The organism is Methanoregula sp., assembly GCF_049690535.1.
Lineage (GTDB): Archaea > Halobacteriota > Methanomicrobia > Methanomicrobiales > Methanospirillaceae > Methanoregula.
Genome location: NZ_JBAVMX010000139.1, coordinates 1 through 25,921, shown reverse-complemented (window position 1 = coordinate 25,921; position 25,921 = coordinate 1). Strand labels below are relative to the sequence as shown.

The following is a 25,921-nucleotide window of genomic DNA, read 5'->3' as shown; positions in this document are numbered from 1 at the left end:
ACATCCGGCACCTGTCATGGCTATTCGCTCCTGCATCCGGGCCGGAAAAGGAGTTCATCTCCTTTTCGGCATCGCGGAATTTTACCCCCTTCGGCAACGGAATTGCAGGGCCGGCATACCGGGACAATTCCTGCAGGTACGTTCCCGGGATCTCTGTTCTGTTGCAGATTCCTTCGCATTGCGATGGATATATTGATGAGATGGCGCCGGTAGAAGCAACCTCCCTGAAAGATATATATTGAACTCCTCGGGATCATCCATCACGCTCTGTAACGGGCCGTCCCGTATTTCCCACCCCAGTTGAAGAGAGTCAGAAGGGGATTTCCCTTGAGTTGCACCCAAGGCAACAAAAATGCCAACCTATTTTATTCCACGAAATGATAGTATGCTAAAGCGTACCTGTCGTTCCTGTGTACGTCATACAAATATCCGGGGTAATCTGGCATGGCAGAGAAAAAGACGGTGAGTGTTTCAACAGATCCGGAGTTTATCCAGGAATTATCCGAATACCTTGAAGTCCTCTCCAACCCGGTGCGGCTCAAAATTCTCAAGGTAATTGAACGGGAACCAAAGGAGATAAGCGAGATCTCCTCTCGTATCGACACCAGCTACGCAAATACCAAAAAGCACATCGATCAGCTCGTCCATATCGGCCTTGTAAAAAAAGAGGCTGGCTTTGGGAGGGAAACCGTAAAGGGCATCCACCCGGTCTGGAAATTTTCCCTTGCCGAGGGCAGCCTCGAGATGCTGATCAGGAATCTCGGTGTCTTTTCCCGGGTGAACATCCCGATTGGGTTTGGCGAAATACAGCAAAAACTCGAATCGGTGCGGGCGGCGGTCATAAAAGAATCGGGCACGAATTGCCCGGCACTTCACCTTATGAACGGGAGCAAGGCAGGCCAGACGTTTCTCCTGAAAAAAGATCATATCGCTGTAGGCCGGATCGATCCAGATATCCCTTCACGGAGCGGTGAGAGTGATATTGTCCTTCCCGAAGAGTATATGATGGTTACCCGAATTACAAAACCCCACGCGATCATCTCCCGGTCCGCAGATGGCTGGCAGGTCGAGGATCGTGGTAGTTCCGGGGGTACGTACGTGAACTCAGATCTCATCGCCCCCATGCACAAGACCGGCCTCAAAGACGGGGATATCATTGACTGTGCTCTGGGAGAGAGCGCAGCCCGGTTCCTTTTTATCGCAGATAAGTAATGAATAGTTCACGGGTCCGGGGATGCCCGTTCTGACATGTGGAGGAGTAAGATGCCGGAGGCACGATGTATCGCTGTTTTTTTATGCATACTCTTTGCGCTTGTCATCGTCGTTTCACCGGTTTCGGCAAAAGTGGTTACGTACGACGGAAAAGGTTCTGCAGGGACGATCCAGGACGTGATCAATAACGCAACGAACGGCGACAGCATCTTCCTTGCCGGGGGAACCTATTACGGGAATTTCGTCATTGACCGATCCCTCGTATTTGGCGCGCTTGATTCAGACGATCCCCCCATTATGGTATCCAGCGGGTCCGGTGCGGGTCTCACTCTTTCCGCTGACGGAATCACCATAAATGGCGTGACCATCGCCGGCAATGCATCCTACGGCATCCTCGTATTGTCGAACAACAACCGGATCAGTTCTACCACGGTGGTGGGACATGACCATGGCCTCGAACTGAAATCTGCATCCAATAATATCTTCTCTGACAACACCATCACCGGTAACAGCGTTGGCGTCGATGTGGACCGCATGTCCCAGTCCAATACATTTTTCCTTAATTCATTCAATAATTCGGTCGATGCCATCAGCCAGTCTGCAGGTACTGCCTGGTTCTCGGCCCGGCAGGATTACCAGTACCAGGGCAAGGATTTCTCCGGCCCGTTGGGGAACTTCTGGGCCGGAGCCGGTGAGACTGACAGTACCGGCGACGGAGTCGGAGATGAGCTATTTACCATCGCATCGGCCGGCAAGAATAGTCCCGGTGGTGCCGTGGGGATAACGGATCCGGCACCGCTTGTCAGTCCTCCTTTGTCATATAAACTCACAAAATCTGCACTGGCAGTCAACGCATCTCCGCTGGGCGGTCTTGAACCCCCTGCAGGATTTCAATCCTCCCTCCAGCCGGATAACGCGCAGGCATCCGTCACTTCCGGCTCATCCCAGTCACCGTTCACCGGTGCGCTCCAGTCAGGAAAAAATCCGCAGGGACAACCACCCAACCCGTTGGTGGGTTTCCTGATCCAGTTCTGGTGGCTGATCCCGGTCGCCCTTTTGATCTCTGCAGCAGGCGGGATCTGGTTTGAACGGTACCGCAGAAAAGGGCAGGATCATCCCCTTGCCGATCAAAACCCGTATGAGTCACGGAATGCGACAGTTGTAAAAAAACCGGCTGATGCATCACTTACCGGTGAACACGGTCAGGACTATGCCATTCACCTGCCAGCAGCGCTTGAGAGAAAATACCCGGATGCGGAATATATCGCCGAGGGCGGAGTTTCCCGCGTATTCCGGGTATGGGACGAGACAAACAACCGCTATGTCGCGGTAAAAGTCCCGATCAGGTTCGACGAGGTGACCGGAACCCAGTTCACAAAAGAACTCACGATCTGGGAAGGGCTCCATCACAAAAATATTGTCGAACTCTATGGAGCAAATATCTTCCCCCGTCCGTATATCGAGATGGAATATGTTGCATCATCCCTGGCGGAGATGCATTTTCCCATCGATGAAAAGAAGGCGGCGGTGATCATTACCGGTATTGCAGAGGGCCTCCGGTATGCCCATGACCAGGGGATCGTCCACCGGGATATCAAACCCGGAAATATCCTTCTTACTCCTGAAGGGATGCCGAAAATTACCGACTGGGGGCTCTCCAAGGCACAGGGGACCAAGCAGTCCGGCCTCATCGGGTTCTCATTAGAGTATGCCGCGCCGGAACAGCTGGCCCCCAACATCTACGGTGAGCCGGGGCCGTGGACAGATATCTACCAGATGGGTGTTCTCTTCTACGAGATGCTGGCCGGGCATGTACCGTTTGCCGGGGACGGCATGGGTGAGGTCACACATGCGATCCTGCACGATGAACCGGCACCGGCGATATCGGAAGGAAGGAATGCGGACGCTGTTAATGCGATCATCGAAAAATGCCTCCGGAAACGGCCGCAGGACCGGTACACCTCGGTCGCAGAACTTCTCAAAGATCTCGAAGGATTGGATTTGGCAGGGTGACCGGCAAGGTTCAATAAAAAGGGAATTGATTTTTCCCTACCGCCATCTGCCACTGTTTCATTCCTGTCTTCGTTACTGTTGTGCCGGGGGGGTGCCACCAGATGGGGGCGTACCTGATGGCATTGTTCCCGAGGGTGCAGCACCGGATGGCGCTGTACCATTCATCTGTCCACCCGGTGGCGTACCTGAAGGTGCGGTGCTGTTTGTCTGTGCACCCGACTGTGGCGTGCCGGACGGCGCCGCACTGCTCCCGCCGGATTGCTGGGTGTCCGTCGGGGCCTGAGTGGTTGACGAAACCGAGTTGTCACTGGATGGCGTAGCTGTACTTGTGGAACTTTGCGTACAACCCGCGATCATGATCCCTGCGATGAGGATTGCGGATGCAATCAACATGACTATGCTGCTTTTTTTCATGGAATAAATCTCCTTAATCTCCGGATACCTCCCCTTAAAAGGTGGAAAGCATTCTCTATTCTCCTGATCATTCGGGGTATTATATTCGCTGCATGGGGAACGTGATACCCTGAATTAAAAAATGATTATTTGAACCGGCGGGTGAATGATATCTGTGTAACCTGCGTGACCCGCATCCTGTATACAACTATATAAAAAAGGTAGATGAGGGATTTAAGATCCTTTTGAGGTCCGGGAAACCCGGTGGGCACTGCAGGTTTTGCCCCCACCGGGTAAAAAACCGGTAACCGGTCGTTTAACTGTCGGAACGTGAATGAGATCCTCGGGTAAGGTCTCACTGTTCTGGTATATCATCGCTGCCTGGATAGTGATACCCTTTTGTGGTACCGGTTATCTGTGCCTTTCCTGATTGTGTGCTCTCAACTGTATTCCATCAACCGGACTTTTTTACCTGCTCAAAGTCCATGAATCACCCGCAGTGCCGGACGCGAAGTGTTACCGGATATCCCGGTGTTTCCTGTGTTCCTTTCCCAAACACGAGAAGTCCTCACGTTGGGGTACTATCGTAAACGGTTCATGTATGTGGTTGTTTTTCGTCTTGTACGGTTCACCCCCACCGGTGACTACCTTTACCGGTACTCACCAGCATGCCGATGGATGTGGACGGTCTTATATTGCCCTCATCGATGGAGTGAAATTATGTACCCTTTGTGGGGATTGGTTAAACCTCGGGGTGTAAGATATCCGGTTAATAATCGATCGTCTTAAAAAAGAGTGCGGTGACAACAAATGCCTGCCATGAAAAAAAATTAACGGGAGCGGTGCTCTTTTCGCACTTTTGCCCGGTTTATCCGTGCCAGGTTTGGCACGACGATTTTTGAAATGACCCGCTGGACATAATACTTCAGCAGCACGGACAAGGTCTTCCCCGCATGTGGCCACCTCGAATCAGCCAGGCCATTTTCTTATTCACTCCTCAGTGCATCGATCGGATCCATATTCGATGCCCGCCATGCCGGATATACTCCGGATATAACGCAGACCACCACACCGATGAGCATGGCTGCCGGGACGTATAGGATACTTGCCGGCTGGAAGAAATACGCCGTTGTACCAATCATCGCATCCACGACAGAGTATCCTATAATCACACTGCTGATCCCCCCGATTCCTGCTCCCAGGAGACCGAGGATAAATGCTTCATAGATGAACATCCGGCGTACTTCGCCCTTCTCTGTCCCGATGGAGAGCAGGATACCGATCTCCTGTATCCGTTCACTCACCGACATCATCATCACATTGAAGATGCTCACGGCTGCAACCAGAAGGGAAATCCCGCCGATTGCCATAATGAACGTTGTCACGGTACTCAGCGTGGATGTTTCTGTTTCCAGCTGCGATGTGGCATCCGTGATCCTGACAGAGGGGACTTTTGCATTCGTGTTGATCTTCGCATCGAGAGCGGTTTCGATATCGCTGATGTTGTCAACATCCTTGACGATGACATTTACCTGTGTGAACTTGTTTTCCCCCCCGTACTGGTTGGTATACCACTTGCTGTTCACTACGATCCCGTTATCGGTCGAAATACCATCGGCAACCGTTCCCCGTGCCTTGAGGACCCCGGCAATACGCAGCTCGGGCCGGGATGTCGATGAGAACGACCCGATCTTGATGCGGGTCCCCACCTTAAGATTAAATTCTTCGGCGATAGTCGCTCCTACCAGTACCTCGTTTACCCCTAAGTCCATTGTTCCGTTACCATATGACTGGTTCAGGGCAAGGAACTTGGAGATATCTCCCGGGTCGAGACCATAGATCGAGCCCCTCCCGGCGACTGAATTGATCGTAAACTCGCCGTTTGTTGAGTAAACGGGAATGACGGTGCCGTTTGTTCCTACGACCGAGGTAATCTTCGTGAGTTCAGTTTTCGTCACTCCTGAAGCCGTCGATGAGGAGGGGGTGAATCCGGGCGGGCCCATCCTGACAGAATCGGATGATATGACAATCGTGTTTGCGCTTGAGGAGAGCTGGTCCTTTACTTCCAGCTGCATGTTGGTGCCAAGCATGCCCATTGACGCAATGGCGACAACACCGATCACAATGCCGATTGCAGCAAGCATCGACCGCAGGAAATTCAGCCGGACGCTCCTGACCGAGAGGTTAAAGAATATATCTCCTTTGATCATGATTCTGCAATCCTCCCGTCAACGAGCCGGATGGTGCGGCGGGCATACTCTGCGATCTTCGGGTCATGGGTCACGAGAATGACCGTTTTTCCTTCCCGGTGCAGGCCGCAGAGGATGTCCATGATCTGGTACCCGGTCCTGCTGTCGAGGTTCCCGGTCGGTTCATCACAGAGAAGGATCTTCGGTTCGTTGACGAGTGCCCGGGCGATGGCCACCCGCTGCTGCTGCCCGCCTGATAACTGGGTGGGCCGGTGTTCACCCATGTCCTTGTCAATGCCCACCTGTTCCAGGAGGATATGGGCCCTGTCGGTAGTATCCCGTTTTTTGTACTTCAGGATGAGCGGGTACTCCACGTTCTCGTACGCAGAGAGAAGGGGGATCAGGTAGAATTTCTGAAAAATATACCCGATCGTATCCCTGCGCATATGTGTCCGCTCAAGTGCTGACATTTCAGCCACATCTCTCCCGGAGATAGACAGTTTTCCCGATGTGGGGACATCGAGAATTCCCAGCTGGTTCATCATGGTCGATTTGCCGGAACCTGACGGTCCCATAATCGCGACGAAATCGTTGTCCATGATGTCAAGGGAGACGTGATCGAGAGCGGTAAAATCTCCGCTCTCCAGATGATACGTCTTTGTCACGTCAACAAGCTGGATAAGGGGGATATCGGTCATATCCGCTCCCTCACTGCTGTTTTTTCAGTTTAAGTGAGATCCATTTCCGCTTTTTCCACAGGACAATGCCAGCGATGAGGATGATCACTGCTCCGATGATCGGGTAGAACGAGCTGATACCAGCGCCTTTGCCACCCGTGAACAGCGACGTTGTACTGCTACTGCTGCCACCGGGGCCTCCCATATCGCCACCAGGGCCACCGCTCATCCCGCCGGGACCGCCACTCATGGAACTCGCAGATGAGGTTGAGGTCTTTGAACTGCTGGTGGCAGTTGAGCTGCCTGTTCCTGAGCTGGTGGAAAGATCGAGCGTCTTTGTAATACTATAATCATTCCCGTCAGCGTCCTTCCAGCTGATAATGACCGGGACTGCCGAGAGATCACTGCTGGTAAAGGTCAGTTCGAAACTGCCGGAATCGTCAGAGGCAATACTCCCGATCGCATACTCAGGGTATGTCCCCGTACCGGCTGCCGGCGATCCCACGGTCACAACCACGCCATAGGCATCCGAGATACCGGCATTTGTGATATCGCCGGTGATGTCGTACGCTGAGCCTGATGTCGTGAGGGCAACGTCGTTGAGAACGGGAACAGCTGCTGTTTTGTCCTGGCCGATATCAATGGGCAGGACGACGTTTGTGGCATGGGTGTTATCGCCGTTCTGGTAACTGATGACAAACGTGAGGTTCGATGCCTGGTGAGGAGTAATACCGAAGGTTACATCGGTGGAACTGCAGGGATCTATGGTGGAAATGAGGTCCGTGGTCGGATCGGATTCGATACCAGCACCTTCAGGAGTAATCACGACATTTTTTATCTCCCCGTCACGGGTATTCATCAGGGTGAGAGTCACGTTCTGCTCTGCTTCCGGTGCAAACGAGGTCGGCTTTGACGTGACAGCGGCCTTGAGACTGTTCGAACTTATCACAATCTCTACCGGGTAATGGATGGCATTGCCGCTTTGTGTTCCAATGGTAAACAGCGCAGGATAGGTCCCCTCGGTTTGTTTTACGGTGAACCTGACCGAGTACGTGATGGTTGATCCGGCACCGACAAAACTCATGCCATCCCAGTCATTTGCCTGAACGTTGAGGTGGGTACTGATGAGATCCGGATGAGAAAGCCCTATCGCCGTGGTGCCGCCGTTTGTGAGGGTCACGGTTACGGTGCCTTCATCCCCGGGGAAGAATGTTTCCGGGTCCATAGTCACGTTTGAGACATAGACCAGTGCCGCGGCATCGATCGAGGCAGTACTGCTCGTAGAAGAACTGGTCGAAGTGCTTGTCGAGGTACTTGTCGTGCTGCCGGATGTAGTGCTGTCAGCATAGACCGCTGATACCATCAGAAGTACCAGGATAAAACTACCAATCATCATTTTTATTTTCATAGATTCTCCGTCACTTTTGTGCAATTCCTGACCGCATGTTTGCGGGATTATGTCATGGGGATACACGTCCTGCAAACATTTTCTGGGGGTATCCCCGTACATGACAGGATCGTGTATTCCGGTTCGATAATTCCTCACGGAGAGGTCATGTCTACCACCCTTCCTGTTGAAGATATTATATTCACCCCATAACAGCCGGCGAATTATGTACCATAACCGGCATATCCTTAACCGGGCAGTTCACTATATCCGGACCTCCTGCACCCCCGGTAGGGGTCATTCAGGGTGTATCAGCACCACAATTCGCGGCGGTTCTGGCAGCATGCAGTACGCCCGGCACCAGACCTTAATAGAAAAATATCAGTTCCTGCATTGAGGGAGTGATCAGGAAAGGATCGCCGGAAAAGTCCGGGTATCAAGAAGGGTACAACCGGGTACTACGGGATATAGTACCGGATACTCCCGAAATATTTCCCGTGCTAAAAAAAGGGGGCTGATATTCGGGACCGATCAGGATTTGAGCCCGGCATCGATCCTCTGCAACAGGCTTTTCCCATGCGAGCCGTTCCAGTACAGTTTCCCGCACTGCTCACACCAGAAGAATGTATAGCCGGTCCGGTCAAGGGGTGCATAGGTGGCAGCACCGATCTCCTCCTCCCGGGCCTCCCGCAGCACCGTGTTGCAGAGAGAGCACCGGCTCATGAGGAGCCGCCGTTCGATGAGACCCAGACCGACAAGCTGCTGCACCTGTGTGAGCACATCTCCGTCAGTCACCAGCACCGCGAGGTCGTTTCCTCTCCGGGCAAGCTCGTGGTCCTTTGTCAGCAGGATCCGGTGCTCGTTTTTTGCAAGTTCGAGCAGCAGGGTATCTTCGTTTGAATTTCCCTCCCGGAACCCGTTTGCGCTGATCGTATCGTAGCCCATGAACCTGAGGTACCGGGTGAGCGTGCCGAGCATCCGGTCCGCGATAAACCGGGTTTCAGGAGGGCAGGGTTCAGGGGACATAGCGCACGATCTCAATGGTCTCGCCGCAGTTCGTGCACTTCCTGTCGTCAAGGCCGGTAATAAGGCTCGAAAATCCCCGCCGCTCGATGAGCATCGCACCGCAGGCAGGGCAGTACGTGTTTTCGTACCGGTGGTGGGCCACATTTCCCAGGTACGGGAACCGGAGCCCGAGTTCTTTTGCCCGGGTACAGATCTTCTCAAGCAGCGCGACGGGGGTTGAACCGCGATCCGTCATCCGGTAATCCGGGTGGAACGCGGAGAAATGCATCGGCGTTTCAGGGCCCAGGTGTTCGATCACCCACCGGATGAGAGCCTCCTGCTCCTCCATGCTGTCGTTAAGCCCGGGGATGACGAGAGTCACAGTCTCGATGTGCATACCCAGTTCGCGGGCACGTACCGCTGCATCCAGCACCGGCTGGAGGTGCGCCCCGCAGATTTTCCGGTAGAAATCGTCAGAAAATGCCTTGAGGTCGACCCGGAATGCCCCGAGCATCGGGGCCAGGTCCTGCAGGGCTTCCTCCGTGATGTAGCCGTTTGTCACGTAGCATGTGCCAAGCCCCCGGGACCGGGCGAGCGTCCCCATATCAAGCGAGTATTCGTGCCAGATGGTCGGCTCGTTGTACGTCCACGAGATGCTCGCGCTCCCGCTTTCAAGGGCCCGGGCCACGCCCTCTTCCGGTGAGAGGGGGAAGAGGCGGGCGCTCGTGAGATCCGCCTGCGAGATCTGGTAGTTCTGGCAGTGTTCGCACCGGAAGTTGCACCCGATCCCACCCAGCGAATACGACAGGGTTCCGGGCAGGTAATGAAAGAGCGGTTTTTTCTCGATTGGATCGACCGCTTCGGCACTCACGAGGCCGTACGTGGTGGCATAGAGGGTCCCCCCCTCGTTCTGCCGCACCCCGCAGATCCCGTGTTTTCCATCGGTAATTATGCAGCGGTGGCTGCACAGCGAGCACTGCACCGCATTTTTCTCTTTTTTTGCGTACTGGCGCGCCTCGTGCATATCCTGTTCTCCCGGTGTGGCCGCTTTATACCATTATTTCTCCGGTTCCTTTTTGCCCCCGCCATCAACCGCATCGTCATCCACTTCAAGGACAAACGATCCCCGGTACTTACAGTTCTTGCAGAGATACACCTGGCCCATATATCCCCCGGCAACCGGGAAGATATCGCGGCTCTTGCAGACCGGACAGCACAACATGGTCGGGACTTCCTTAGAACAACTCTATATGAGCATCCTGTACAAAAACTAGTGCAATGAAGACGGTCGTTATCTCGCTTGGCGGCTCGATCCTGATCCCGAAACTCAAGGAAAACCGGATCCAGGCCTATCTTCCGGTGCTTGAAAAGATTGCCGCAAAGCACCGGCTCTTTGTCGTGGTCGGAGGCGGGGGCGGCGCACGGGACTATATCGGGGTCGCCCGAAGTCTTGGCATCGATGAGGGTACCGCTGACGAGATCGGGATTCTCGTGACCCGGCTCAACGCGACACTCTTAATTTCCGCGCTCGGCGAGTCGGCCTACCCGAAGGTTGCCGAGAGCCACTCGGATGCAAAGAAATTTGCCGAGTCAAAAAAGATCGTGGTCATGGGCGGGATCACCCCGGGTCAGACGACGGACGCGGTTGCCGCCGTCCTTGCCGAGAGGGTGCGTGCAGACGTTTTTGTCAACGTGACTTCAGTGAATGGCATCTATGATAAGGACCCCAACAGGTTCACCGGTGCGAAGCATTTCAAAACGCTCACGCCGTCAGAACTGATCGGGATCGTGGGAAAAGGCGGGCTTGGGGCCGGATCGCACAATGTCCTTGATATTATCGCCGCCCGGGTGGTGGAGCGCAGTCACATCCCGCTCGTGGTTCTCGATGGAACAACACCAAAAAATCTTTCCGACGCCATTCTTCAGGGGAAGTGCGACTGTTCGATCGTCAGCGAGACAAGAAAAAAAATTCTCCCGCTCTAAATTTTTTTTATGGGCCGGCAAACGGCAGGTATTTTTAGCGTCCACGGACAATACTGTAAAGCGCGTGGGGTAGTAGGGTAGCCTGGTCCATCCTAGAGCGTTTGGGACGCTTTGACGGCGGTTCGAATCCGCCCTACCCCATACATTATGAAAAAACAGGATGCGGCCCGGATCTATTCTTTGCTTTCCGTACAGTACCCGCATGCCCGTGAATCCCCGACAACGGTCTGCCGGGGTACGCCGTTTGAAGTGCTCATCCTGACCATCCTTTCCGCACAGACCACCGACCGGGCCGTGCTCATGGTAAAGGAGCCGCTCTTTTCAGCCTACCCGACTCCCGAAGCCCTTTCCCGGGCTGATATCCTTAAACTGGAGCCCATCATCCACAGCCTCGGCTTCTACCATGCAAAGGCCCGGCACATCATCGCAGCCGCGCAGACCCTGATGTCTGATTTTGGCGGAAACGTGCCGGATACCATGGAAGCGCTGCTCTCTATTCCCGGCGTCGGCAGGAAGACCGCAAATATCGTACTCTACCATGGCTTTGGGAAGAATCACGGGATCGCCGTGGATACCCATGTGCGCCGGCTCGCGCAGAGGATCGGGTTCTCGGATACCGATGACGTTACGGTGATCGAACGCGATCTCATGGCCCTGTTCCCCAAAACGGAGTGGGGCGACCTCACGGATGTGTTTATCGCCCACGGCAGGACATGCTGCACGGCAAAAAAGCCGCAGTGCCCGTCATGCGTGATCCGCACGTTCTGCCGGTATTATCAGACAAAACCGGAAAACTAAAAAAAAATCAGAAATTACAAAAATTGTTTTTTTCGTTTATTCTTTTAGATCCCATTCTAACCAGAGAAGTTAGTACCCGATGAAGATCCGGATCAGCTGGAATGAGGCAAAACCGATCAGCGCACTGATGGGGATGGTAAGGATCCATGCGATCATGATGCTTCGCGCAACACCCCATTTTACCGTACTCGTGCCCATCGTGGAACCAACGCCCATAATGGATGAACAGATCACGTGCGTCGTGCTCACCGGGATACCGGCCGCAGATGCACCGAGGATCGTTGCAGCCCCGGCAGTCTCTGCGGCAAAACCGTTCACCGGGCGGAGCTTCGTGATCTTGTACCCCATGGTCCTGACAATCCGCCACCCGCCGGAGAGGGTCCCAAGAGCAATCGTCGTATAACAGATGATGATCACCCAGAACGGCACTGGAAGGTGGCTGGTATTGACACCCGCGCTGAAGTACCCGATAGAAAAGAGGAGCGGGACGATGATCCCCATCGTCTTCTGTGCATCGTTTGTCCCGTGGCTGAAACTGTATGCGGCAGCAGAACAGAGCTGAAGCCTCCTGAAATGCACTTCTGCCGTCGGTTTGTTGGATTTGCGGGTGAGCCAGAGGATCGCAGCCATAAATAAAAAGCCACAGGTAAGGCCAATCATCGGTGAGAGCACCATAAAGAGCGCGACCTGACCAACGGTCGACCATTTGATGGCGGCTAGTCCCGCCGCAGAGATACCGGCACCGGCGAGACCCCCGATAAGCGCGTGGGACGACGATGTCGGGAGGCCAAAGAACCAGGTGATCAGGTTCCAGCTGATGGCGCCGGTCAATGCACCAAGGATGATATAGGGGATAACCGCGGTCGCAACGACGTTGAGTTCCACGATATTGCTGATGGTGTCTGCCACCGCCACCCCGAAACCGAACGCCGCGAGGAAATTAAAAAACGCCGCAAACACCACGGCATTCCGGGGCGAGAGCACTTTTGTGGATACCACAGTCGAGATCGAATTGGCCGAATCATGGAACCCGTTCGTGAAATCGAAAACGAGCGCTATGATAATGATCGCGATAATGAGGATCAGCGGCGCCGCAATCATGGGTATCCTTCTCCACTACACCTCTGCTTCAAAAGAATCGCCTCAGGAGTGCCGGATGGCGATGTCTGAGAGAATGTTTGCCACATCCTCGCAGTAATCGGTCGCCGTTTCGAGATTTTCATAGATGTCCTTGAGCTTGATGATCGAGATTGCGTCAGTGGTCTTGAAGAGATCGGTCACCGCATGGGCAAGCACATCGTCTGCAAGGTTCTCCAGCCGGTTGACCTCGATACAGCGCTCCTCGATGTACCGCGGATCCTTGATCGAACGGATGCCTTTTACTGCCCCTTCGATCTCGATGGTGGAGAGGTGGATCAGCTTTGAGAGTTCCACCATGTGTGAATCCGTGTTGTCGATGCCGTAATAGAACATCTTCTCTGCCGAGCTGTCGATGTAGTCCAGTACATCGTCGAGTGCCGATGCGAGACGGGAGATCTCTTCCGGGTCAAGGGGTGTAATAAAGGTACGGTTGAGCTGCTCATAGATGCCATGGGTGATCTGGTCGCCCTGGTGTTCGAGCAGCTCGATCGCATGCCTCTTGTCCCTGACATTAGTGAAGTCCTCGCTCAATGCCACCAGCTGGTACGCCGCTTCCCGTACTGTTGCAGCCTGGCGTTCGAACATCTCGAAGAATATCTTGTCCTGTGGTATCAGCAATTCACGGAGTCCCATACACTAAACCTACTGGTAATCAGTCGAGCAACCTGAAAAATATAGCGAAATACAGTACTCACAGGAGAACTGTAGATACTGTTGCAAAGAGAAGGTACCCGACAAATGCAGAGAGCGCCGCGAGCGGGATCGTGATAACCCAGGCGGTCATCATCTCCTGTACGACCTTCCACCGGACTGCATTTTTGCCCCGGGTCGCGCCAACGCCGACGATCGCGCCGCTGATCACGTGGTTGGACGAGACCGGGATACCCTGCATCGTGACGAGGGCAAGGGTAGTACTGCCGGCCGTCCCTGCGCAGAACCCCTGGTAGGGGCGGATCTTCGTAATGCCTTTTGCCATCCGGTCCACGACCTTCCAGCCGCCAAAACAGGTGCCAAGCCCGATGGCGATGGCGGAGAGCAGGAGCACCCATGTCGGGACCGCAAAAACGGTAAGGATGCCGCCCGCGACAAGAAGTGCGGTAATCACACCCACCGCGTGCATCCCGTCGTTTGCGCCGTGGCTGGTGGCCTGGAAGAGGCAGGCAACGATCTGGAGCGGCGAAAAGATCCGCTTCATCCGGTTCTGGCGGGAGTTCTTGAACAGGTGCGAGATGAGCACATCAAAAAGAAATGCGGTGACCGCGCCAAGGACGGGCGAGATAAAGATGAAGAGGATAACTACAAGCAGCCCGGTAATCTTGAGCACGCCAATGACCATCATGACCGGAATGGCAAATGCAGCCCCGCCGATGGCCCCGATAATGAGAGCAAGCCGTATGTCACCTTCAAATGCAGCGGCAACAGCCCCGACCGCAGCGGCCCCGATCACGGCTCCGAGCAGTCCCCAGACAACGATCTGCCCGATCACGCTCCAGGTGGGGTAAATGACCGCAGCAAGCCCGAATGCGGCGATACTTGACCCGACAAGGCCGCCGATGAGCGCATGGCTGCTTGAAACCGGGAAGCCGAGTTTTGTTGCACAGAACACGAGCGTCGTTGACGCAAGCATGGCAACAATGATGGTCTCCGGGGTCAGCGCATCGGCATGGACGATGGCGGTCCCGATCGTTGCGGCAACCGCGGTCGTAAAGATAAAGGGCCCGGCCATATTACAGACCCCGGTCAGGAAAACAGCTTTTGCGGGGGAGAGGGCCCGTGTTGCGACAACCGTTGCGACACCCTGTGCGGCGTCGGCAAGCCCGTTAAAAAAATTCAGGGCGAGCGCAAGGACGATGCCGAACAGGATGACAGGATCATAGCCGGTCATGCGTGACTCATCGAAATATCAGAGAGGGCATGGCCCACATCGTTGCATTTTTCCATTACCTTTGCCATGCTCTCGTAGATATCCTTGAGTTTGATGATCAGCAGCAGGTCCTCGGTCTTGAAGAGGTCGAGCACGGCCCGTGAGAGCAGTTCTCCTGACAGGTTGTAGAGCCGGCTGATCTCGACCACGTGGCTGCTGACATCGGCCGGATGGCTTAAGGTCGCAAGGGCATCCAGCGCATCGCCGATCTCATTTGAGGTCATGACAATCAGATATGAATATTCTTTTAAGACGTCGTTTGACTTCGGGAGCTCGTAGGTGGCGATCTGGTGGGTCACCCAGTCGAGTTTGTCCAGCACGTCGTCAAATGCGGGGGCAAGCCGGGCGATCTCGTCCGGTTCAAGTGGCGTGATAAGCGACTCGTTGAGGCGCTCGTAAATATGGCGGGTCGTCTCGTCCCCGAGGTGCTCGATCTGGCGCACCTTGTGGGATTTTTCCGTTCCTTCGGGAAGCTCGTGAGTGATCTCGTTTAAGGTCGTCGCGGCTTCTTTGATCTTACCGGCCATGTCCTTAAAGAGGGTAAAGAAGATCTGGTCTTCGGGCAGGATCAGGTCGCGGATGCGCATGGTATCAGGACTTAATCGTCTGTCCGGGAATATAAAAACATGTGCAAAAACGGGAATGAACGAATGGACCGGGCGGGAATTGAACCCGCGGCCTCTTCCATGCCAAGGAAGCGATCTACCACTGATCTACCGGCCCGCTCTAACATTGTTGCACGGCATAGGTTAAAAGAATTGGGTGCTCCTGCCCATACCCCCGGGCATGGGGAAGGTCCGGAGCATAAAAACGAAAAACACGTGAGGGCCTCATCAGGCTTTCGGAACGGCGGTTGGCTTCTTCTGCGAGCCGTTTTTCCCATTCTTTTTTCCCGGCTCCTTTTTCTCCTCGGTTGTTTCGGTTGATCTGCGGATCCATTTGAGCACCCGCTCACGTGCCTCCTGCATATCCGATTGCTTCACGATCCTTCCATCCACGATATACTGGCGGATCAGCGGAGCGGCATTTGCGGGCGGGGTCTGCCCCACGGGCAGGGTCCGGTGTTTTTCACACACGAGCTGGTAGACCTGCTTGATCCCGCTCCGCTTTCCCCTTTTCGCCTTGGGTTTTCCTTCGATCTCCACAATATCCAGCGCAAAGTCGACCACGGGGGCGTTTGCGATTGCCCCCCCGATCCCGAATGCATCGACGCAGTCCCGGTAGGCGATCACATCCTCCTTTGTCACCCCGCCCGAGAGGAAAATCTTTACCCGGGAATACCCGTGTGAGTCCAGTTCCCACCGTACCTCCTCGATGATCGCACGCATATTTCCGCGCCGGGAGCGGGGCGTATCGAGCCGGACCGCCGTCGCGCCACACTCGGCCGCATTCAGTGACTCCGTCTTCTCATCGCAGTAGGTATCGCAGAGCATGATGCGGGGGACTGCGGTCGGGGCATCGCGGTCAAAGGCGCGCCAGGCATCTTCCGGTTTTTTAAAGCACATCACCATCGCGTGCGGCATCGTGCCGACGACCGGCATGCCCTTTGGGGCGCAGGTGTTCGATACCCCGTCAGCACCACCAATCCACGCGGCCCGCTCGATCATCATAGCAATCGACGGGTGCTGCCGACGGGAACCAAAGGAATACACGGGCCTGCCCTTTGCCTCGCACATAATGTGGGCGGTCGCCGATGCGATCCCGGAGGCATGGCAGAGGAAACCGAGGATAGCGGTCTCGTACCGGCAGAAGTCCCGGTATCGGCCGGTGATGCGGAGGACCGGTTCACCCGGGTAAAAAAGCGTCCCCTCCGGCATTGCATCGACCGTCACGGGCACACCTTCGAGAAGCGCGAGCACATCAGATAAACCGCAGACGATCCCCCACGAATCCGGGAGCGCCACCGCGGTCACCTCCATGGATACGACCGGGTTGACCTGCTCTTTTTCCAGGATCTCCTCGGTGCGGACAAAATAGATGTCGGTACACTCTCCCTTTTTTATCATCTCGTCGCTGACGGTATCGAACATGCCCATAGGATGTTATTGGTGCCGGGACAAATTTACGTTTAATGGTGGTCGTATGAAAATACCAGGCCCCGCAACGTCTCCTGTGCGCTAGGTATTAGTGCCGGTGCACACAACCTTTGTTTCGAAGATCCATGGAGTGGCATTCATTTTCCCGCAGGATTTCCTGCGAAGATGCAGGGGGCATTGCCTGATGCTTGGTATCATCGGCGGGACAAGCCTGCTCTTTTCGACCCTGCCGGACTTAAAAAAAGAGAGTGTCGCCACGCCTTTTGGGAGCGCCGACCTCCTCTGCGGTGATATCGTGATGCTGATGCGTCACCAGCACGGCCGGCCGCCGCACCGGATCAATTACCGGGCAAACCTCGCGGCGATGGCGATCGCCGGTGTCGACCATATTATCGCGTTCGGTTCCTCGGGCTCGCTTAAAACGGAGATCGCGCCGGGGATGCTCCTTATCCCGACCGATTATATCAGCGTGACCGATATCCCCTCCATCCACGACCACAAGATCGAGCATGTCAGGCCGGAACTCCCGCGGGCACTTGCAGAGAAACTTTCCTCGGTGGTGCCAGAAGCCCGGCTTGGGGGCGTCTACGTTCAGACCCGGGGGCCCCGGATCGAGACCGTCGCCGAAGTGGCGGCGCTTGCAAAGGTTGCCGATGTCGTGGGGATGACGGTCGCCTCGGAAGCGACGCTTGCCTGCGAACTCGGTATGGACTTTGCTGCGCTCTGCACGATCGATAATTACGCAAACGGTCTGGGAAAAGATGTGCTCACGTACGACCACATTCTCTCGACCTCGAAAGCCTACAGCCACCGGACCGAGGAGATTGTCAGCGCGATTATTCAGCAGATGGGATAACACGGGGAATACCACCATGACAGAACAAAAACACGAGACAGCAGACATATTCGGGAAGAAAAAATCGGTGCTCATCACCAATGTTCTCGCCGACAACAAGCCGGTGGATATCTTCATCGACGCGGCGGAGACCATCACTGATATCGGCCGGGATATCCGCAAACGGCACCGGGGCGAGGCCGAATTCATCATCGATGGCGACGGCGCACTCGCTCTCGCGGGCCTCTCAAACACACATACGCATGCGGCAATGTCGCTCCTGCGGGGCTACGCGGACGATATGGTCCTGCAGGACTGGCTCAGTCAGAAGATCTGGCCGCTCGAAGCCCACCTGACCGCTGATGACGTCTACTGGGGCACGAAACTTGCCTGCCTTGAGATGATCCGGACCGGGACAACGGCCTTTAACGACATGTACTTCCAGATGGAGTCCGCCGCAAAGGCCGTGGACGAGGCCGGCATCCGTGCCCTGCTCTGCTACGGGTTCATCGATCTTGGCGATGCAGAAAAACGGGAGCACGAGTGCAAAGCGACCGAAACGCTTGCCGCCCACATAAAAAAGATGGACAACCCGAGGATACGCGCCGCGGCCGGCCCACATGCCCCCTACACGGTCTCACCAGAAGGGCTGAAATGGTGCGCCGAATTTGCCCGCGACCAGCAGATCCCAATTCATATCCATCTCTCGGAGACTGAAAAAGAAGTGAACGATTGCGTCTCGCTGCACGGGAAACGTCCGGCCGCCCTGCTGGATGAATGCGGTATCCTGACCCCCCGGACCATCGCGGCACACGGGTGCTGGCTGGACGATGCGGAATGTGCGCTTCTCGGCAAAAGGGGTGCACATGTCGCCCACAACCCGGCAAGCAACATGAAACTTGCCACCCACCGGGCGATGCCGTACCCGCAGCTTGCGGCAGCCGGGGCAAACATCTGCCTCGGGACGGACGGGTGTGCATCGAACAACAACCTCGACATGTTCGAAGAGATGAAGATCGCCGCCCTCCTCCAGAAGTTCTTCTGGAACGATCCGACCGTGCTCCCGGCGCCGGCTGCGCTTGCGATGGCGACCACAAACGGTGCAAAGGCACTGGGCTTTGGCACCGGCACCCTTACTGCCGGGGCGCCTGCCGATATTATCCTTGTCTCAACCAGGACGCCATGCAACACGCCGCTCCATAACGCCGCCTCCAATCTTGTGTATGCCTGTAACGGGGCTGCTGTGGAGACCACGATCTGCAACGGCCGGGTGCTGATGCTCGACCATGAGATCCCGGGTGAGGCTGATATCCTCAAAAATGCCGCACACGCAGCCACCGGCCTTGTCAGACGGGCACAGACCCCCGTGTGAACGGATCAGTTGTCCATGAAGGCCGTTATCGATCGTATCGGGGAGACTTTCGCCGTTATTGTCATCCCGGAAAAGGAAAATCTCCGGCTCAATATCCCCTCTGCGCTCCTTCCGGCAGGGTCCGGCGAGGGTGACATCCTCACCATCTCCATCGAACGGGATGAGGCTGCGACTAACGAAGCGCAGGCCCGGGTCTCCCGTCTCATCGCGGACCTGATCCGGAAGTAGACCGCCCCTGAACGGGCCATCCCTCATCCGACACTTCTTTAGCGTTTCGCGCCGAACAATTGAATTATGACTACTTGCGAGAACCACGCAGATCATACCCACAATACGACATGTAAGGTCTGCAAATCCGAGTACTGCCACGACTGCCACCCCTCGTATCTTGGTATCTGCGACAAGTGCGGGTATAAGATCCTGATCGTACTTGTTGTCGTGATGGTGGTCATGTCATATATCGCATGGTTCGGCGTGTTATAACGGAACAGGTCCGGCTGGTGCGGACGAACAGCCCGCCGCCGGATACCTCCGGAACAACGGGTGCCGGTGCCCTGCCGGTCCACCTGTTCACGTCATAATTTCTAAAAAAACTTACTTGTTCCCTGATTTCACCGGGAGTATATCATGCCTGTGGAAGTCCCTGCCACTATTGACGCCGGCCGTCAGGATCCGGCGATCTGCCGTGTACCTGCCCTGCCGGTCACCGCAACGGAAAAACGCATTGTCCTCCTGATCGCGATCCTTGCCGGTTTTCTTACACCGTTTGACGGATCAGCAGTAAATATCGCGCTGCCCACGATCGGCACCGCGTTCCACATGGATGCGATCGCCCTTTCCTGGGTCGCGACCGCGTATATCCTTGCTTCTGCCCTGTTCCTTGTCCCGTTCGGGAAACTTGCTGACATTTACGGGAGGAAAAAGATCTTCCTCTCCGGCATCTGCCTGTTTGGCGCTGCATCGCTCGTTATGACCCTTGTTGCGACCGAACAGCAGATGATCAGCGTCCGGGTAATACAGGGAATAGGCGCTGCGATGATCTTCGGTACGTCGCTTGCGATCCTGACAGCGGTGTATCCCCCGGGTGAGCGGGGTAAAGCGCTCGGGTTGTATATCTCGGCCGTGTACCTGGGGCTCACTCTCGGGCCGTTTTTCGGCGGTATCCTCACCGATGTCTTCGGGTGGCGGAGCATCTTCTACATCAACGTGCCCATCGCGATCGCCGCTGCGATCCTCATCCTCTGGAAACTCAAAGGCGAGTGGGCGGAATGCACCGGCGAGAAATTTGATATCCCGGGATCGCTCCTCTACAGCGTTGCGCTTGTCGCGATCATGTACGGGTTCTCCGTACTCCCTGACATCACGGGGGGCATCCTTCTGGTTACCGGGGTCGTTCTGATCGGCGTTTTTATCTGGTACGAGCAGCGGCTGACATATCCGGTCCTGAACATGCAGCTCTTCTTTAAGAGTCGTATCTTCGCTTTCTCGAATATCGCCGCGCTGATCAACTATTCCGCCACCTATGCGGTTGCCTTCCTGCTCAGCCTTGATCTCCAGTACACCAAGGGGTTCTCGGCGGAATATGCAGGATTTATCATCGTTGCGGCCCCGTTTGTCCAGATGATTGTATCCCCGTTTGCCGGCCGGCTCTCGGACCGGTACGACTCGCAGATCATATCGTCGGTCGGCATGGGATTTACCGCACTCGGGCTCTTTTTGTTGATCTTCCTGACTGAAACGACCCCGCTCTGGTACATCATCATGGTGCTCATGATCCTCGGCCTCGGCTTTGGGCTCTTCTCGTCCCCGAACACGAACGCGATCATGAGCGCCGTGGAGAAAAAGTATTACGGCGTCGCGTCCGGCCTTAACGGGACGATGCGCTTGCTGGGGCAGATGCTCTCCATGGGCATTGCGATGATGCTCTTTGCCATCATCATCGGCCAGGTGGAGATCACGCCCGCGTATTACCCGCAGTTCACAGAGAGCCTGCACTGGGCGTTTATCCTCTTCACGATCATGTGCGTGATCGGGATTTTCGCATCCCTTGCCCGGGGGAAGCGGGGCGGGCAGAAGCCTGTTGAGGGATAACGGCTCCATTTTTAATTAAGATCGCAATGTAACAAGAGCGTCCATTAAATTTGAAATCTAGAGTGGCAATTCATCCTGATTGCGATGCCTCCCCGCCTCAGGGCCCCTCCGGGGCACGGCGGGGCAAGTGCTTATCAGCGCAAAATGAAATCGTCATTAATCTGCCGCGGGGGCGTCCCTTCGGAGGCGGCGGGCTCATCGCAACGAATAGTGCATGAGTAACTTCCCTTTCGCCCTTTTGTAATTATCCGGTTTTTGTGCGGAAGTACGGTAAGATTTGTTACCGTGAACAGAGGCCAAAAAAAGATTCCGATGCCGGGTAAAAAACCCGCCCGGTCTATTACGCAGTCTTGATATTTTCCGCCGCTTCAAGCCCGAGCTTCTTTATCGATTCCTCCCGCATCAGGTACTTCTGGATCTTGCCGGAGATATTGATGGGGAACTCGTTCACGAACATGACATACCGGGGGATCTTGAAGTGGGCGATCTTTCCTTTGCAGAAATTCTTTACCTCGTCCTCGGTGAGCGTCTGGCCATCCTTTACCTTCACCCATGCGCAGAGCTCCTCGCCGTACTTGATGTCCGGCACGCCGACCACGTACACATCGGATATCTTCTCGTGGTGGTGCAGGAACTCCTCGATTTCACGGGGGTAGATGTTTTCGCCGCCCCGGATCACCATGTCCTTTAACCGGCCCACGACCCTGAAATAGCCCTCCTCGTCCATCGTGGCGAGGTCGCCGGTGTGGTTCCAGTGGTCCTTGTCAAGCGTTGCATGAGTGGCCGACGGGTTGTTGTAATAGCACTTCATCACGCAGTAACCGCGGGCACAGATCTCCCCGATCTCTCCCATCGGGACGATCTTGCCGGTTTTCGGGTCGACAATCTTGAGTTCGGTGTGGGGAAACGCCTTTCCGATGGTGGTGACACGCCGCTCAAGCGGGTCTTTTGTCGTGGTCATCGTGACGCCGGGCGAAGTCTCGGTCTGGCCGTACACGATCACGATGTCCCGCATGTTCATCTTCTGGTTGACCTGTTTCATCACTTCAATCGGGCAGGGCGAGCCGGCCATGATGCCGGTCCGCAGGGACGTGAGGTTGTATCTGGGGAAGCTGGGGAGGGAGAGTTCGGCGATAAACATCGTGGGGACGCCGTGGACCGCGGTGCAGCGTTCCTTCTCGATGGTCTTTAAGACTTCCTCGGCATCGAACGTGGGACAGGGCAAAACCATGGTCGTCCCGTGGGTGGCGGAGGCCATGTTGGAGAGGACCATGCCGAAGCAGTGGTAGAACGGGACAGGGATACAGAGCCGGTCTTTCTCGGTAAAGCCCATGCCCTCGCCGATGATATACCCGTTATTGAGCACGCTATGGTGGGTGAGGACAACACCCTTCGGGAACCCCGTCGTGCCGCTCGTGTACTGGATGTTGATGGGGTCGTCAAAGGAGAGGGCTTCTCCCCGTTCGATGAGCTCGTCCATCGTGATGTCTTCAGCCTTTTCCAGAAATTCATCCCATGTGTACATGCCGTTGTACGGGATGTTGCCAATGAAGACGACGTTTTTTAGGAAAGGGAACTTTTCGCTTGAAATTTTTCCCGGCTTCTGCTCGTAGGCCTCGGGACAGGCTTCGTAGAACATGCCGACATAATCCGAGGTCTTGAACCGCCCCTGCAGGAGAAGGGTCTGGATCTCAGCCTGCTTGAGGACATACTCGAGCTCGTACGTGCGGTAGGCGGGGTTGATGTTGACCATGATCGCCCCGATCTTGGCGGTCGCAAACTGCACCACGATCCACTCGGCGTGGTTCATCGCCCAGATGCCGACCCGGTCGCCTTTTTCCACGCCAAGGCCCATGAGCGCCCGGGCGACCTCGTTAACCTTTGCCTGGAACTCCCGGTACGTCCAGCGGATGTTCTGGTGGACGGAGACTATCGCCTCGTTCTCAGGGTACTTTGCCGCGATGTGGTCGATCATCTCACCCATCGTCATTCCCAGCAGGGGGAATTCCGAAGTCCCGCACGTATAACTGCCCTTGTCCATCGTAAAGTATGGAGTAATCACAGGATATATGACTACTGATGATATGACCGGGAGTCCGGGCGGATTTTTGTACGCGAAAGGGCGGGATGCCCTGTGCACCGGAGGAGTCCCGGCCGCCGGCGTGCGGAACATGGGGAAAAACGACCGGTAAAGGAAAACAATTAAATTTCGTCAGCACGATCTTGTACAGTCAGCTGTGGCATATTCACAGTTAGCATGACGAGCGGGGTTGTGGCCAAGCCCGGAATGGCGACGGGCTCCAGCGGTCTTTGCGTTCTTCGTGCTCGCAGATGATGACAATGGGTCTACTGACTGAAATTGGATGATGACCCGTTGGAGCACTGATGCGCATGTCGGAGAGACCCGTCGATCGTGAGTTCAAATCTCACCAACCCCACGTTTTCTCATAAGAATTTTCCCTCCGCAGCGGAGCGTCCCGGCAAGACCTTAACTTTTGAGTAGTTTTCTGAAAAATTGTCTGGGATATGATGAATATGCGTGCATCTCCCTCACAGGAACGATGGATTCCGCCGCCCCCGAAGGGACGCCCCCGCGGCGGGCAAGGGACAAAAAATACTTTGAAACGGATCTGATGCCGGCCAACAGGAACACCGTTGGATTCATCAAAAAAACCTTCCTGCCCCGCCGTGCCCCGTGTGGGGCCCTGAGGCTCACGAGCCCTCATAAAAAATTTCCTGTCACATAATTTTTAGAGTCTCGGCGTTGCCCGATTGATCTATGTCGGTCCCGGTTCTCCCGTATGTTTTATCGACCGGCATACCAATCCACTCTTATGGGTCACGAACTGCACGTTGTCGATGCCTTCACCGGCCATCCCTTCCGGGGGAACCCTGCCGGGGTCTGCGTTATGGATGGCCCGGCCGATCCCGGGTGGATGCAGCAGGTCGCTGCTGAACTGAACCATTCGGAAACTGCGTTTCTCCATCCCGGTTCCGCAGGGGTCTGGAACCTGCGCTGGTTTACCCCGGCAAAAGAAGTGGAACTCTGCGGCCACGCGACACTTGCCGCGGCATTTGTGCTCTGGATGACTGCGAGAGTCCCCCAGGGTTTGCCCGTATCGTTTGAGACGCTCTCGGGGACGCTTGTCGCCCGCGAGCACGGGGACTTGATCACCCTTGATTTTCCTGCCGAGCCTGCCCATGCCATCCCACCGGTCCCCGGCCTCGACCGGGCGCTCGGGGCGACGCCCGTTTTTACCGGGAAGAACCGGTTCGACCTGCTCGTGGAACTTCCCGCCGCGTCCGATGTCTGCGACTGCGAACCCGATATGATCGCCCTCGCGGATATTCCTGCACGGGGAATCATCGTGACTGCGGCTTCCGATCTTCCTGATTTTGATTTTGTCTCCCGGTTCTTTGCCCCGTCCGTGGGAGTCCCGGAGGATCCGGTGACCGGTTCCGCGCACTGCTGCCTCGGGCCGTTCTGGGGGGAGAAACTCCACAAGACCGAACTCTCCGGGTTCCAGTGTTCTTTACGGGGCGGGACGGTCAGGGTCACGCTCAAAGGCAACCGGGTGCACATCGGCGGGCACGCGGTGCATGTCTTCTCGGGACAACTGCTTGTGTGAACGGCGGGCGGCCGGGGCGCCCCGCGTAATCTTATCATGGTTGACGGTCACATATCTAACAGGAGATAAAAGATTAGAATGTATCTTGTCGGAGAAGCACTCATAGGCGATGGCGCGGAACTGGCGCATATCGACCTGTTGATGGGAGATAAGGAAGGTCCTGTCGGTTCAGCATTTGCAAACTCAATCTCGCAGCTGTCCATGGGGCACACGCCCCTTCTTGCGGTTGTCCGCCCGAACCTGCTCACGAAGCCGGCCACGATCGTTATCCCGAAGGTCACGTTAAAGGACATGACCCAGGTCAACGAGATGTTCGGCCCCGTGCAGGCCGCGGTCGCAAAGGCGGTCGCAGACTGTGTTGAGGAGGATGCGTTCAAGGGGCTCGACATCGAGAGCGTGGTCATCATGGTGTCCGCGTTCGTCCACCCTGACGCAAAGGACTACAACAAGATCTACCGGTACAACTACGGCGCGACGAAGCTTGCCATCCACCGGGCGCTCGACAAGTTCCCGGACCAAAAGACTCTCGTGTACGAGAAAGACCGTGCAGCCCACGGCATCATGGGATTCAAGGTCACCCGGCTCTGGGACCCACCGTACCTGCAGGTCGCGATGGACCTCGTGGACATGGGCAAGGTCGCCCAGGTCTTAAAGGAAGTGCCGCAGAACGACCACGTGATCATCGAGGCGGGAACCCCGCTCATCAAGAAGTTCGGCCTCGGTGTCATCGGCGAGATCCGCAAGCTTCGCCCGAATGCGTTCATCATCGCGGACATGAAGATTCTCGACACCGGCAACCTCGAAGCCCGGATGGCAGCCGATGCGACCGCCGATGCGGTCGTTGTATCGGGACTCGCCCCGACCTCCACGATCGAGAAGGCGGTTGCGGAAGCCCGCAAAGTCGGCATCTACTCGATCATCGATATGCTCAACGTGCAGAACCCGGCAAAGCTCATCGAGAAGCTTAAAGTGAAGCCTGACATCGTCGAGCTCCACCGTGCAATCGACACCGAAGAAACCGCCCACGCATGGGGAGACATCGCGGCGATGAAGAAGGCAGCAGGCGGGAAACTGCTGGTTGCAACTGCCGGTGGTATCCGTGTTGAAGTCGTGAAAGACGCTCTCAAGGCAGGCGCAGATATCCTCGTGGTCGGCCGCGGTATCACCGCGAGCAAGGACATCGAGCACGCAACCGACGAGTTCCTTGACCAGCTCAACCGCGAAGAGATTGACCAGT

At 55.7% G+C, this 25,921-nt stretch carries 26 protein-coding genes and 3 tRNA genes; 16 read left to right on the top strand and 13 right to left on the bottom strand.

Annotation, left to right across the window (positions count from 1 at the left end; all coding sequences use genetic code 11):
* Positions 1 to 444: 444 nt before the first annotated feature.
* The 4 genes from WCE46_RS11040 (at position 445) to WCE46_RS11025 (ending at position 3,646) form a co-directional block, all read left to right on the top strand.
* The gene (locus WCE46_RS11040; protein ID WP_424733775.1) at positions 445 to 1,212 is read left to right on the top strand and encodes an FHA domain-containing protein; all 768 of its coding nucleotides are present in this window, start codon (positions 445 to 447) and stop codon (positions 1,210 to 1,212) included.
* Positions 1,213 to 1,263: 51 nt separating this feature from the next.
* Entirely contained in the window at positions 1,264 to 3,225 is a 1,962-nt protein-coding gene (locus WCE46_RS11035) for a protein kinase domain-containing protein (RefSeq protein ID WP_424733774.1), read from the top strand.
* A gap of 91 nt (positions 3,226 to 3,316) precedes the next feature.
* Positions 3,317 to 3,508: a hypothetical protein gene (locus WCE46_RS11030; RefSeq protein ID WP_424733773.1), complete on the top strand. Its 192-nt coding sequence runs from the start codon at positions 3,317 to 3,319 to the stop codon at positions 3,506 to 3,508.
* Positions 3,509 to 3,646, top strand: a complete 138-nt coding sequence (locus tag WCE46_RS11025; RefSeq protein ID WP_424733772.1) for a hypothetical protein — start codon at positions 3,509 to 3,511, stop codon at positions 3,644 to 3,646.
* Between the two features lie 958 nt (positions 3,647 to 4,604).
* Here WCE46_RS11025 and WCE46_RS11020 read toward each other — a convergent pair.
* From WCE46_RS11020 to WCE46_RS10995, 6 genes are all read right to left on the bottom strand, one after another.
* Complete coding sequence (locus WCE46_RS11020) at positions 4,605 to 5,828, bottom strand: ABC transporter permease (RefSeq protein ID WP_424733771.1); 1,224 nt, start codon at positions 5,826 to 5,828, stop codon at positions 4,605 to 4,607.
* Positions 5,825 to 6,505 carry an ABC transporter ATP-binding protein gene (locus tag WCE46_RS11015; RefSeq protein ID WP_424733770.1) on the bottom strand — a complete coding sequence of 227 codons (681 nt, stop codon included), beginning with the start codon at positions 6,503 to 6,505 and terminating at the stop codon, positions 5,825 to 5,827. The genes WCE46_RS11020 and WCE46_RS11015 overlap by 4 nt, the downstream gene beginning before the upstream one ends.
* 10 nt (positions 6,506 to 6,515) lie before the next feature.
* A complete protein-coding gene (locus WCE46_RS11010) occupies positions 6,516 to 7,892 on the bottom strand; it encodes a hypothetical protein (RefSeq protein WP_424733769.1) in 1,377 nt (458 codons plus the stop codon).
* Between the two features lie 510 nt (positions 7,893 to 8,402).
* Positions 8,403 to 8,897, bottom strand: coding sequence for a Mut7-C RNAse domain-containing protein (locus tag WCE46_RS11005; protein WP_424733768.1), 495 nt, complete (start codon positions 8,895 to 8,897; stop codon positions 8,403 to 8,405).
* Positions 8,887 to 9,900: an AmmeMemoRadiSam system radical SAM enzyme gene (amrS, locus tag WCE46_RS11000; RefSeq protein WP_424733767.1), complete on the bottom strand. Its 1,014-nt coding sequence runs from the start codon at positions 9,898 to 9,900 to the stop codon at positions 8,887 to 8,889. The genes WCE46_RS11005 and amrS overlap by 11 nt, the downstream gene beginning before the upstream one ends.
* 33 nt (positions 9,901 to 9,933) lie before the next feature.
* On the bottom strand, positions 9,934 to 10,098 hold the full coding sequence (locus WCE46_RS10995; protein WP_424733766.1) for a hypothetical protein: 165 nt from the start codon (positions 10,096 to 10,098) through the stop codon (positions 9,934 to 9,936).
* A gap of 56 nt (positions 10,099 to 10,154) precedes the next feature.
* Between WCE46_RS10995 and pyrH the strand changes: the two genes are divergently transcribed.
* From pyrH to WCE46_RS10980, 3 genes are all read left to right on the top strand, one after another.
* Positions 10,155 to 10,859, top strand: coding sequence for a UMP kinase (gene pyrH, locus WCE46_RS10990; protein WP_424733765.1), 705 nt, complete (start codon positions 10,155 to 10,157; stop codon positions 10,857 to 10,859).
* Positions 10,860 to 10,925: 66 nt separating this feature from the next.
* Positions 10,926 to 11,000, top strand: a tRNA-Pro gene (locus WCE46_RS10985).
* Positions 11,001 to 11,006: 6 nt separating this feature from the next.
* Positions 11,007 to 11,657 (top strand): endonuclease III domain-containing protein, encoded by a 651-nt coding sequence (locus WCE46_RS10980; RefSeq protein ID WP_424733764.1) that lies wholly within the window; start codon positions 11,007 to 11,009, stop codon positions 11,655 to 11,657.
* Positions 11,658 to 11,726: 69 nt separating this feature from the next.
* On the opposite strand, the gene WCE46_RS10975 is transcribed toward WCE46_RS10980, so the two are convergent.
* From WCE46_RS10975 to WCE46_RS10950, 6 genes are all read right to left on the bottom strand, one after another.
* Entirely contained in the window at positions 11,727 to 12,758 is a 1,032-nt protein-coding gene (locus tag WCE46_RS10975) for an anion permease (RefSeq protein ID WP_424733763.1), read from the bottom strand.
* 42 nt (positions 12,759 to 12,800) lie between these two features.
* Complete coding sequence (locus WCE46_RS10970; protein WP_424733761.1) at positions 12,801 to 13,430, bottom strand: DUF47 domain-containing protein; 630 nt, start codon at positions 13,428 to 13,430, stop codon at positions 12,801 to 12,803.
* A 58-nt stretch (positions 13,431 to 13,488) separates the two neighbouring features.
* The gene (locus tag WCE46_RS10965) at positions 13,489 to 14,682 is read right to left on the bottom strand and encodes an anion permease (RefSeq protein WP_424733760.1); all 1,194 of its coding nucleotides are present in this window, start codon (positions 14,680 to 14,682) and stop codon (positions 13,489 to 13,491) included.
* The gene (locus WCE46_RS10960; protein WP_424733759.1) at positions 14,679 to 15,308 is read right to left on the bottom strand and encodes a DUF47 domain-containing protein; all 630 of its coding nucleotides are present in this window, start codon (positions 15,306 to 15,308) and stop codon (positions 14,679 to 14,681) included. The genes WCE46_RS10965 and WCE46_RS10960 overlap by 4 nt, the downstream gene beginning before the upstream one ends.
* Before the next feature lie 64 nt (positions 15,309 to 15,372).
* Positions 15,373 to 15,444, bottom strand: a tRNA-Ala gene (locus WCE46_RS10955).
* 110 nt (positions 15,445 to 15,554) lie between these two features.
* Positions 15,555 to 16,751, bottom strand: coding sequence for a nicotinate phosphoribosyltransferase (locus tag WCE46_RS10950; protein ID WP_424733758.1), 1,197 nt, complete (start codon positions 16,749 to 16,751; stop codon positions 15,555 to 15,557).
* Between the two features lie 190 nt (positions 16,752 to 16,941).
* Between WCE46_RS10950 and WCE46_RS10945 the strand changes: the two genes are divergently transcribed.
* From WCE46_RS10945 to WCE46_RS10925, 5 genes are all read left to right on the top strand, one after another.
* Complete coding sequence (locus WCE46_RS10945; protein WP_424733757.1) at positions 16,942 to 17,613, top strand: MTAP family purine nucleoside phosphorylase; 672 nt, start codon at positions 16,942 to 16,944, stop codon at positions 17,611 to 17,613.
* Positions 17,614 to 17,629: 16 nt separating this feature from the next.
* Positions 17,630 to 18,964: an amidohydrolase gene (locus WCE46_RS10940; RefSeq protein ID WP_424733756.1), complete on the top strand. Its 1,335-nt coding sequence runs from the start codon at positions 17,630 to 17,632 to the stop codon at positions 18,962 to 18,964.
* Positions 18,965 to 18,979: 15 nt separating this feature from the next.
* Entirely contained in the window at positions 18,980 to 19,192 is a 213-nt protein-coding gene (locus WCE46_RS10935; protein ID WP_424733755.1) for a DUF3006 domain-containing protein, read from the top strand.
* A 66-nt stretch (positions 19,193 to 19,258) separates the two neighbouring features.
* The gene (locus WCE46_RS10930; protein ID WP_424733753.1) at positions 19,259 to 19,447 is read left to right on the top strand and encodes a hypothetical protein; all 189 of its coding nucleotides are present in this window, start codon (positions 19,259 to 19,261) and stop codon (positions 19,445 to 19,447) included.
* 144 nt (positions 19,448 to 19,591) lie between these two features.
* A complete protein-coding gene (locus tag WCE46_RS10925; protein WP_424733752.1) occupies positions 19,592 to 21,055 on the top strand; it encodes an MFS transporter in 1,464 nt (487 codons plus the stop codon).
* A 340-nt stretch (positions 21,056 to 21,395) separates the two neighbouring features.
* Here WCE46_RS10925 and WCE46_RS10920 read toward each other — a convergent pair whose 3' ends face one another.
* Positions 21,396 to 23,096, bottom strand: a complete 1,701-nt coding sequence (locus WCE46_RS10920; protein ID WP_424733751.1) for an AMP-binding protein — start codon at positions 23,094 to 23,096, stop codon at positions 21,396 to 21,398.
* A gap of 28 nt (positions 23,097 to 23,124) precedes the next feature.
* Between WCE46_RS10920 and WCE46_RS10915 the strand changes: the two genes are divergently transcribed.
* The 4 genes from WCE46_RS10915 to WCE46_RS10900 form a co-directional block, all read left to right on the top strand.
* Entirely contained in the window at positions 23,125 to 23,247 is a 123-nt protein-coding gene (locus WCE46_RS10915) for a hypothetical protein (protein WP_424733750.1), read from the top strand.
* A gap of 74 nt (positions 23,248 to 23,321) precedes the next feature.
* A tRNA-Trp gene (locus WCE46_RS10910) sits at positions 23,322 to 23,493 on the top strand.
* A gap of 396 nt (positions 23,494 to 23,889) precedes the next feature.
* Positions 23,890 to 24,684, top strand: coding sequence for a PhzF family phenazine biosynthesis protein (locus WCE46_RS10905; protein WP_424733749.1), 795 nt, complete (start codon positions 23,890 to 23,892; stop codon positions 24,682 to 24,684).
* Positions 24,685 to 24,762: 78 nt separating this feature from the next.
* Positions 24,763 to 25,921, top strand: a 1,159-nt coding sequence (locus WCE46_RS10900; protein WP_424733748.1) for a bifunctional 5,6,7,8-tetrahydromethanopterin hydro-lyase/3-hexulose-6-phosphate synthase, incomplete at its 3' end; no start/stop codon positions are given.

Excerpts from the sequence above, each read along its gene's own strand:
- WCE46_RS11040 (WP_424733775.1), top strand. The coding sequence starts at position 445 with ATGGCAGAGAAAAAGACGGTGAGTGTTTCAACAGATCCGGAGTTTATC.
- WCE46_RS11035 (WP_424733774.1), top strand. The coding sequence starts at position 1,264 with ATGCCGGAGGCACGATGTATCGCTGTTTTTTTATGCATACTCTTTGCG.
- WCE46_RS11020 (WP_424733771.1), bottom strand. The coding sequence starts at position 5,828 with ATGATCAAAGGAGATATATTCTTTAACCTCTCGGTCAGGAGCGTCCGG.
- WCE46_RS11015 (WP_424733770.1), bottom strand. The coding sequence starts at position 6,505 with ATGACCGATATCCCCCTTATCCAGCTTGTTGACGTGACAAAGACGTAT.
- WCE46_RS11010 (WP_424733769.1), bottom strand. The coding sequence starts at position 7,892 with ATGAAAATAAAAATGATGATTGGTAGTTTTATCCTGGTACTTCTGATG.
- WCE46_RS11005 (WP_424733768.1), bottom strand. The coding sequence starts at position 8,897 with ATGTCCCCTGAACCCTGCCCTCCTGAAACCCGGTTTATCGCGGACCGG.
- amrS (WP_424733767.1), bottom strand. The coding sequence starts at position 9,900 with ATGCACGAGGCGCGCCAGTACGCAAAAAAAGAGAAAAATGCGGTGCAG.
- WCE46_RS10995 (WP_424733766.1), bottom strand. The coding sequence starts at position 10,098 with ATGTTGTGCTGTCCGGTCTGCAAGAGCCGCGATATCTTCCCGGTTGCC.
- pyrH (WP_424733765.1), top strand. The coding sequence starts at position 10,155 with ATGAAGACGGTCGTTATCTCGCTTGGCGGCTCGATCCTGATCCCGAAA.
- WCE46_RS10980 (WP_424733764.1), top strand. The coding sequence starts at position 11,007 with ATGAAAAAACAGGATGCGGCCCGGATCTATTCTTTGCTTTCCGTACAG.
- WCE46_RS10975 (WP_424733763.1), bottom strand. The coding sequence starts at position 12,758 with ATGATTGCGGCGCCGCTGATCCTCATTATCGCGATCATTATCATAGCG.
- WCE46_RS10970 (WP_424733761.1), bottom strand. The coding sequence starts at position 13,430 with ATGGGACTCCGTGAATTGCTGATACCACAGGACAAGATATTCTTCGAG.
- WCE46_RS10965 (WP_424733760.1), bottom strand. The coding sequence starts at position 14,682 with ATGACCGGCTATGATCCTGTCATCCTGTTCGGCATCGTCCTTGCGCTC.
- WCE46_RS10960 (WP_424733759.1), bottom strand. The coding sequence starts at position 15,308 with ATGCGCATCCGCGACCTGATCCTGCCCGAAGACCAGATCTTCTTTACC.
- WCE46_RS10950 (WP_424733758.1), bottom strand. The coding sequence starts at position 16,751 with ATGTTCGATACCGTCAGCGACGAGATGATAAAAAAGGGAGAGTGTACC.
- WCE46_RS10945 (WP_424733757.1), top strand. The coding sequence starts at position 16,942 with ATGCTTGGTATCATCGGCGGGACAAGCCTGCTCTTTTCGACCCTGCCG.
- WCE46_RS10940 (WP_424733756.1), top strand. The coding sequence starts at position 17,630 with ATGACAGAACAAAAACACGAGACAGCAGACATATTCGGGAAGAAAAAA.
- WCE46_RS10935 (WP_424733755.1), top strand. The coding sequence starts at position 18,980 with ATGAAGGCCGTTATCGATCGTATCGGGGAGACTTTCGCCGTTATTGTC.
- WCE46_RS10930 (WP_424733753.1), top strand. The coding sequence starts at position 19,259 with ATGACTACTTGCGAGAACCACGCAGATCATACCCACAATACGACATGT.
- WCE46_RS10925 (WP_424733752.1), top strand. The coding sequence starts at position 19,592 with ATGCCTGTGGAAGTCCCTGCCACTATTGACGCCGGCCGTCAGGATCCG.
- WCE46_RS10920 (WP_424733751.1), bottom strand. The coding sequence starts at position 23,096 with ATGGACAAGGGCAGTTATACGTGCGGGACTTCGGAATTCCCCCTGCTG.
- WCE46_RS10915 (WP_424733750.1), top strand. The coding sequence starts at position 23,125 with ATGACTACTGATGATATGACCGGGAGTCCGGGCGGATTTTTGTACGCG.
- WCE46_RS10905 (WP_424733749.1), top strand. The coding sequence starts at position 23,890 with ATGGGTCACGAACTGCACGTTGTCGATGCCTTCACCGGCCATCCCTTC.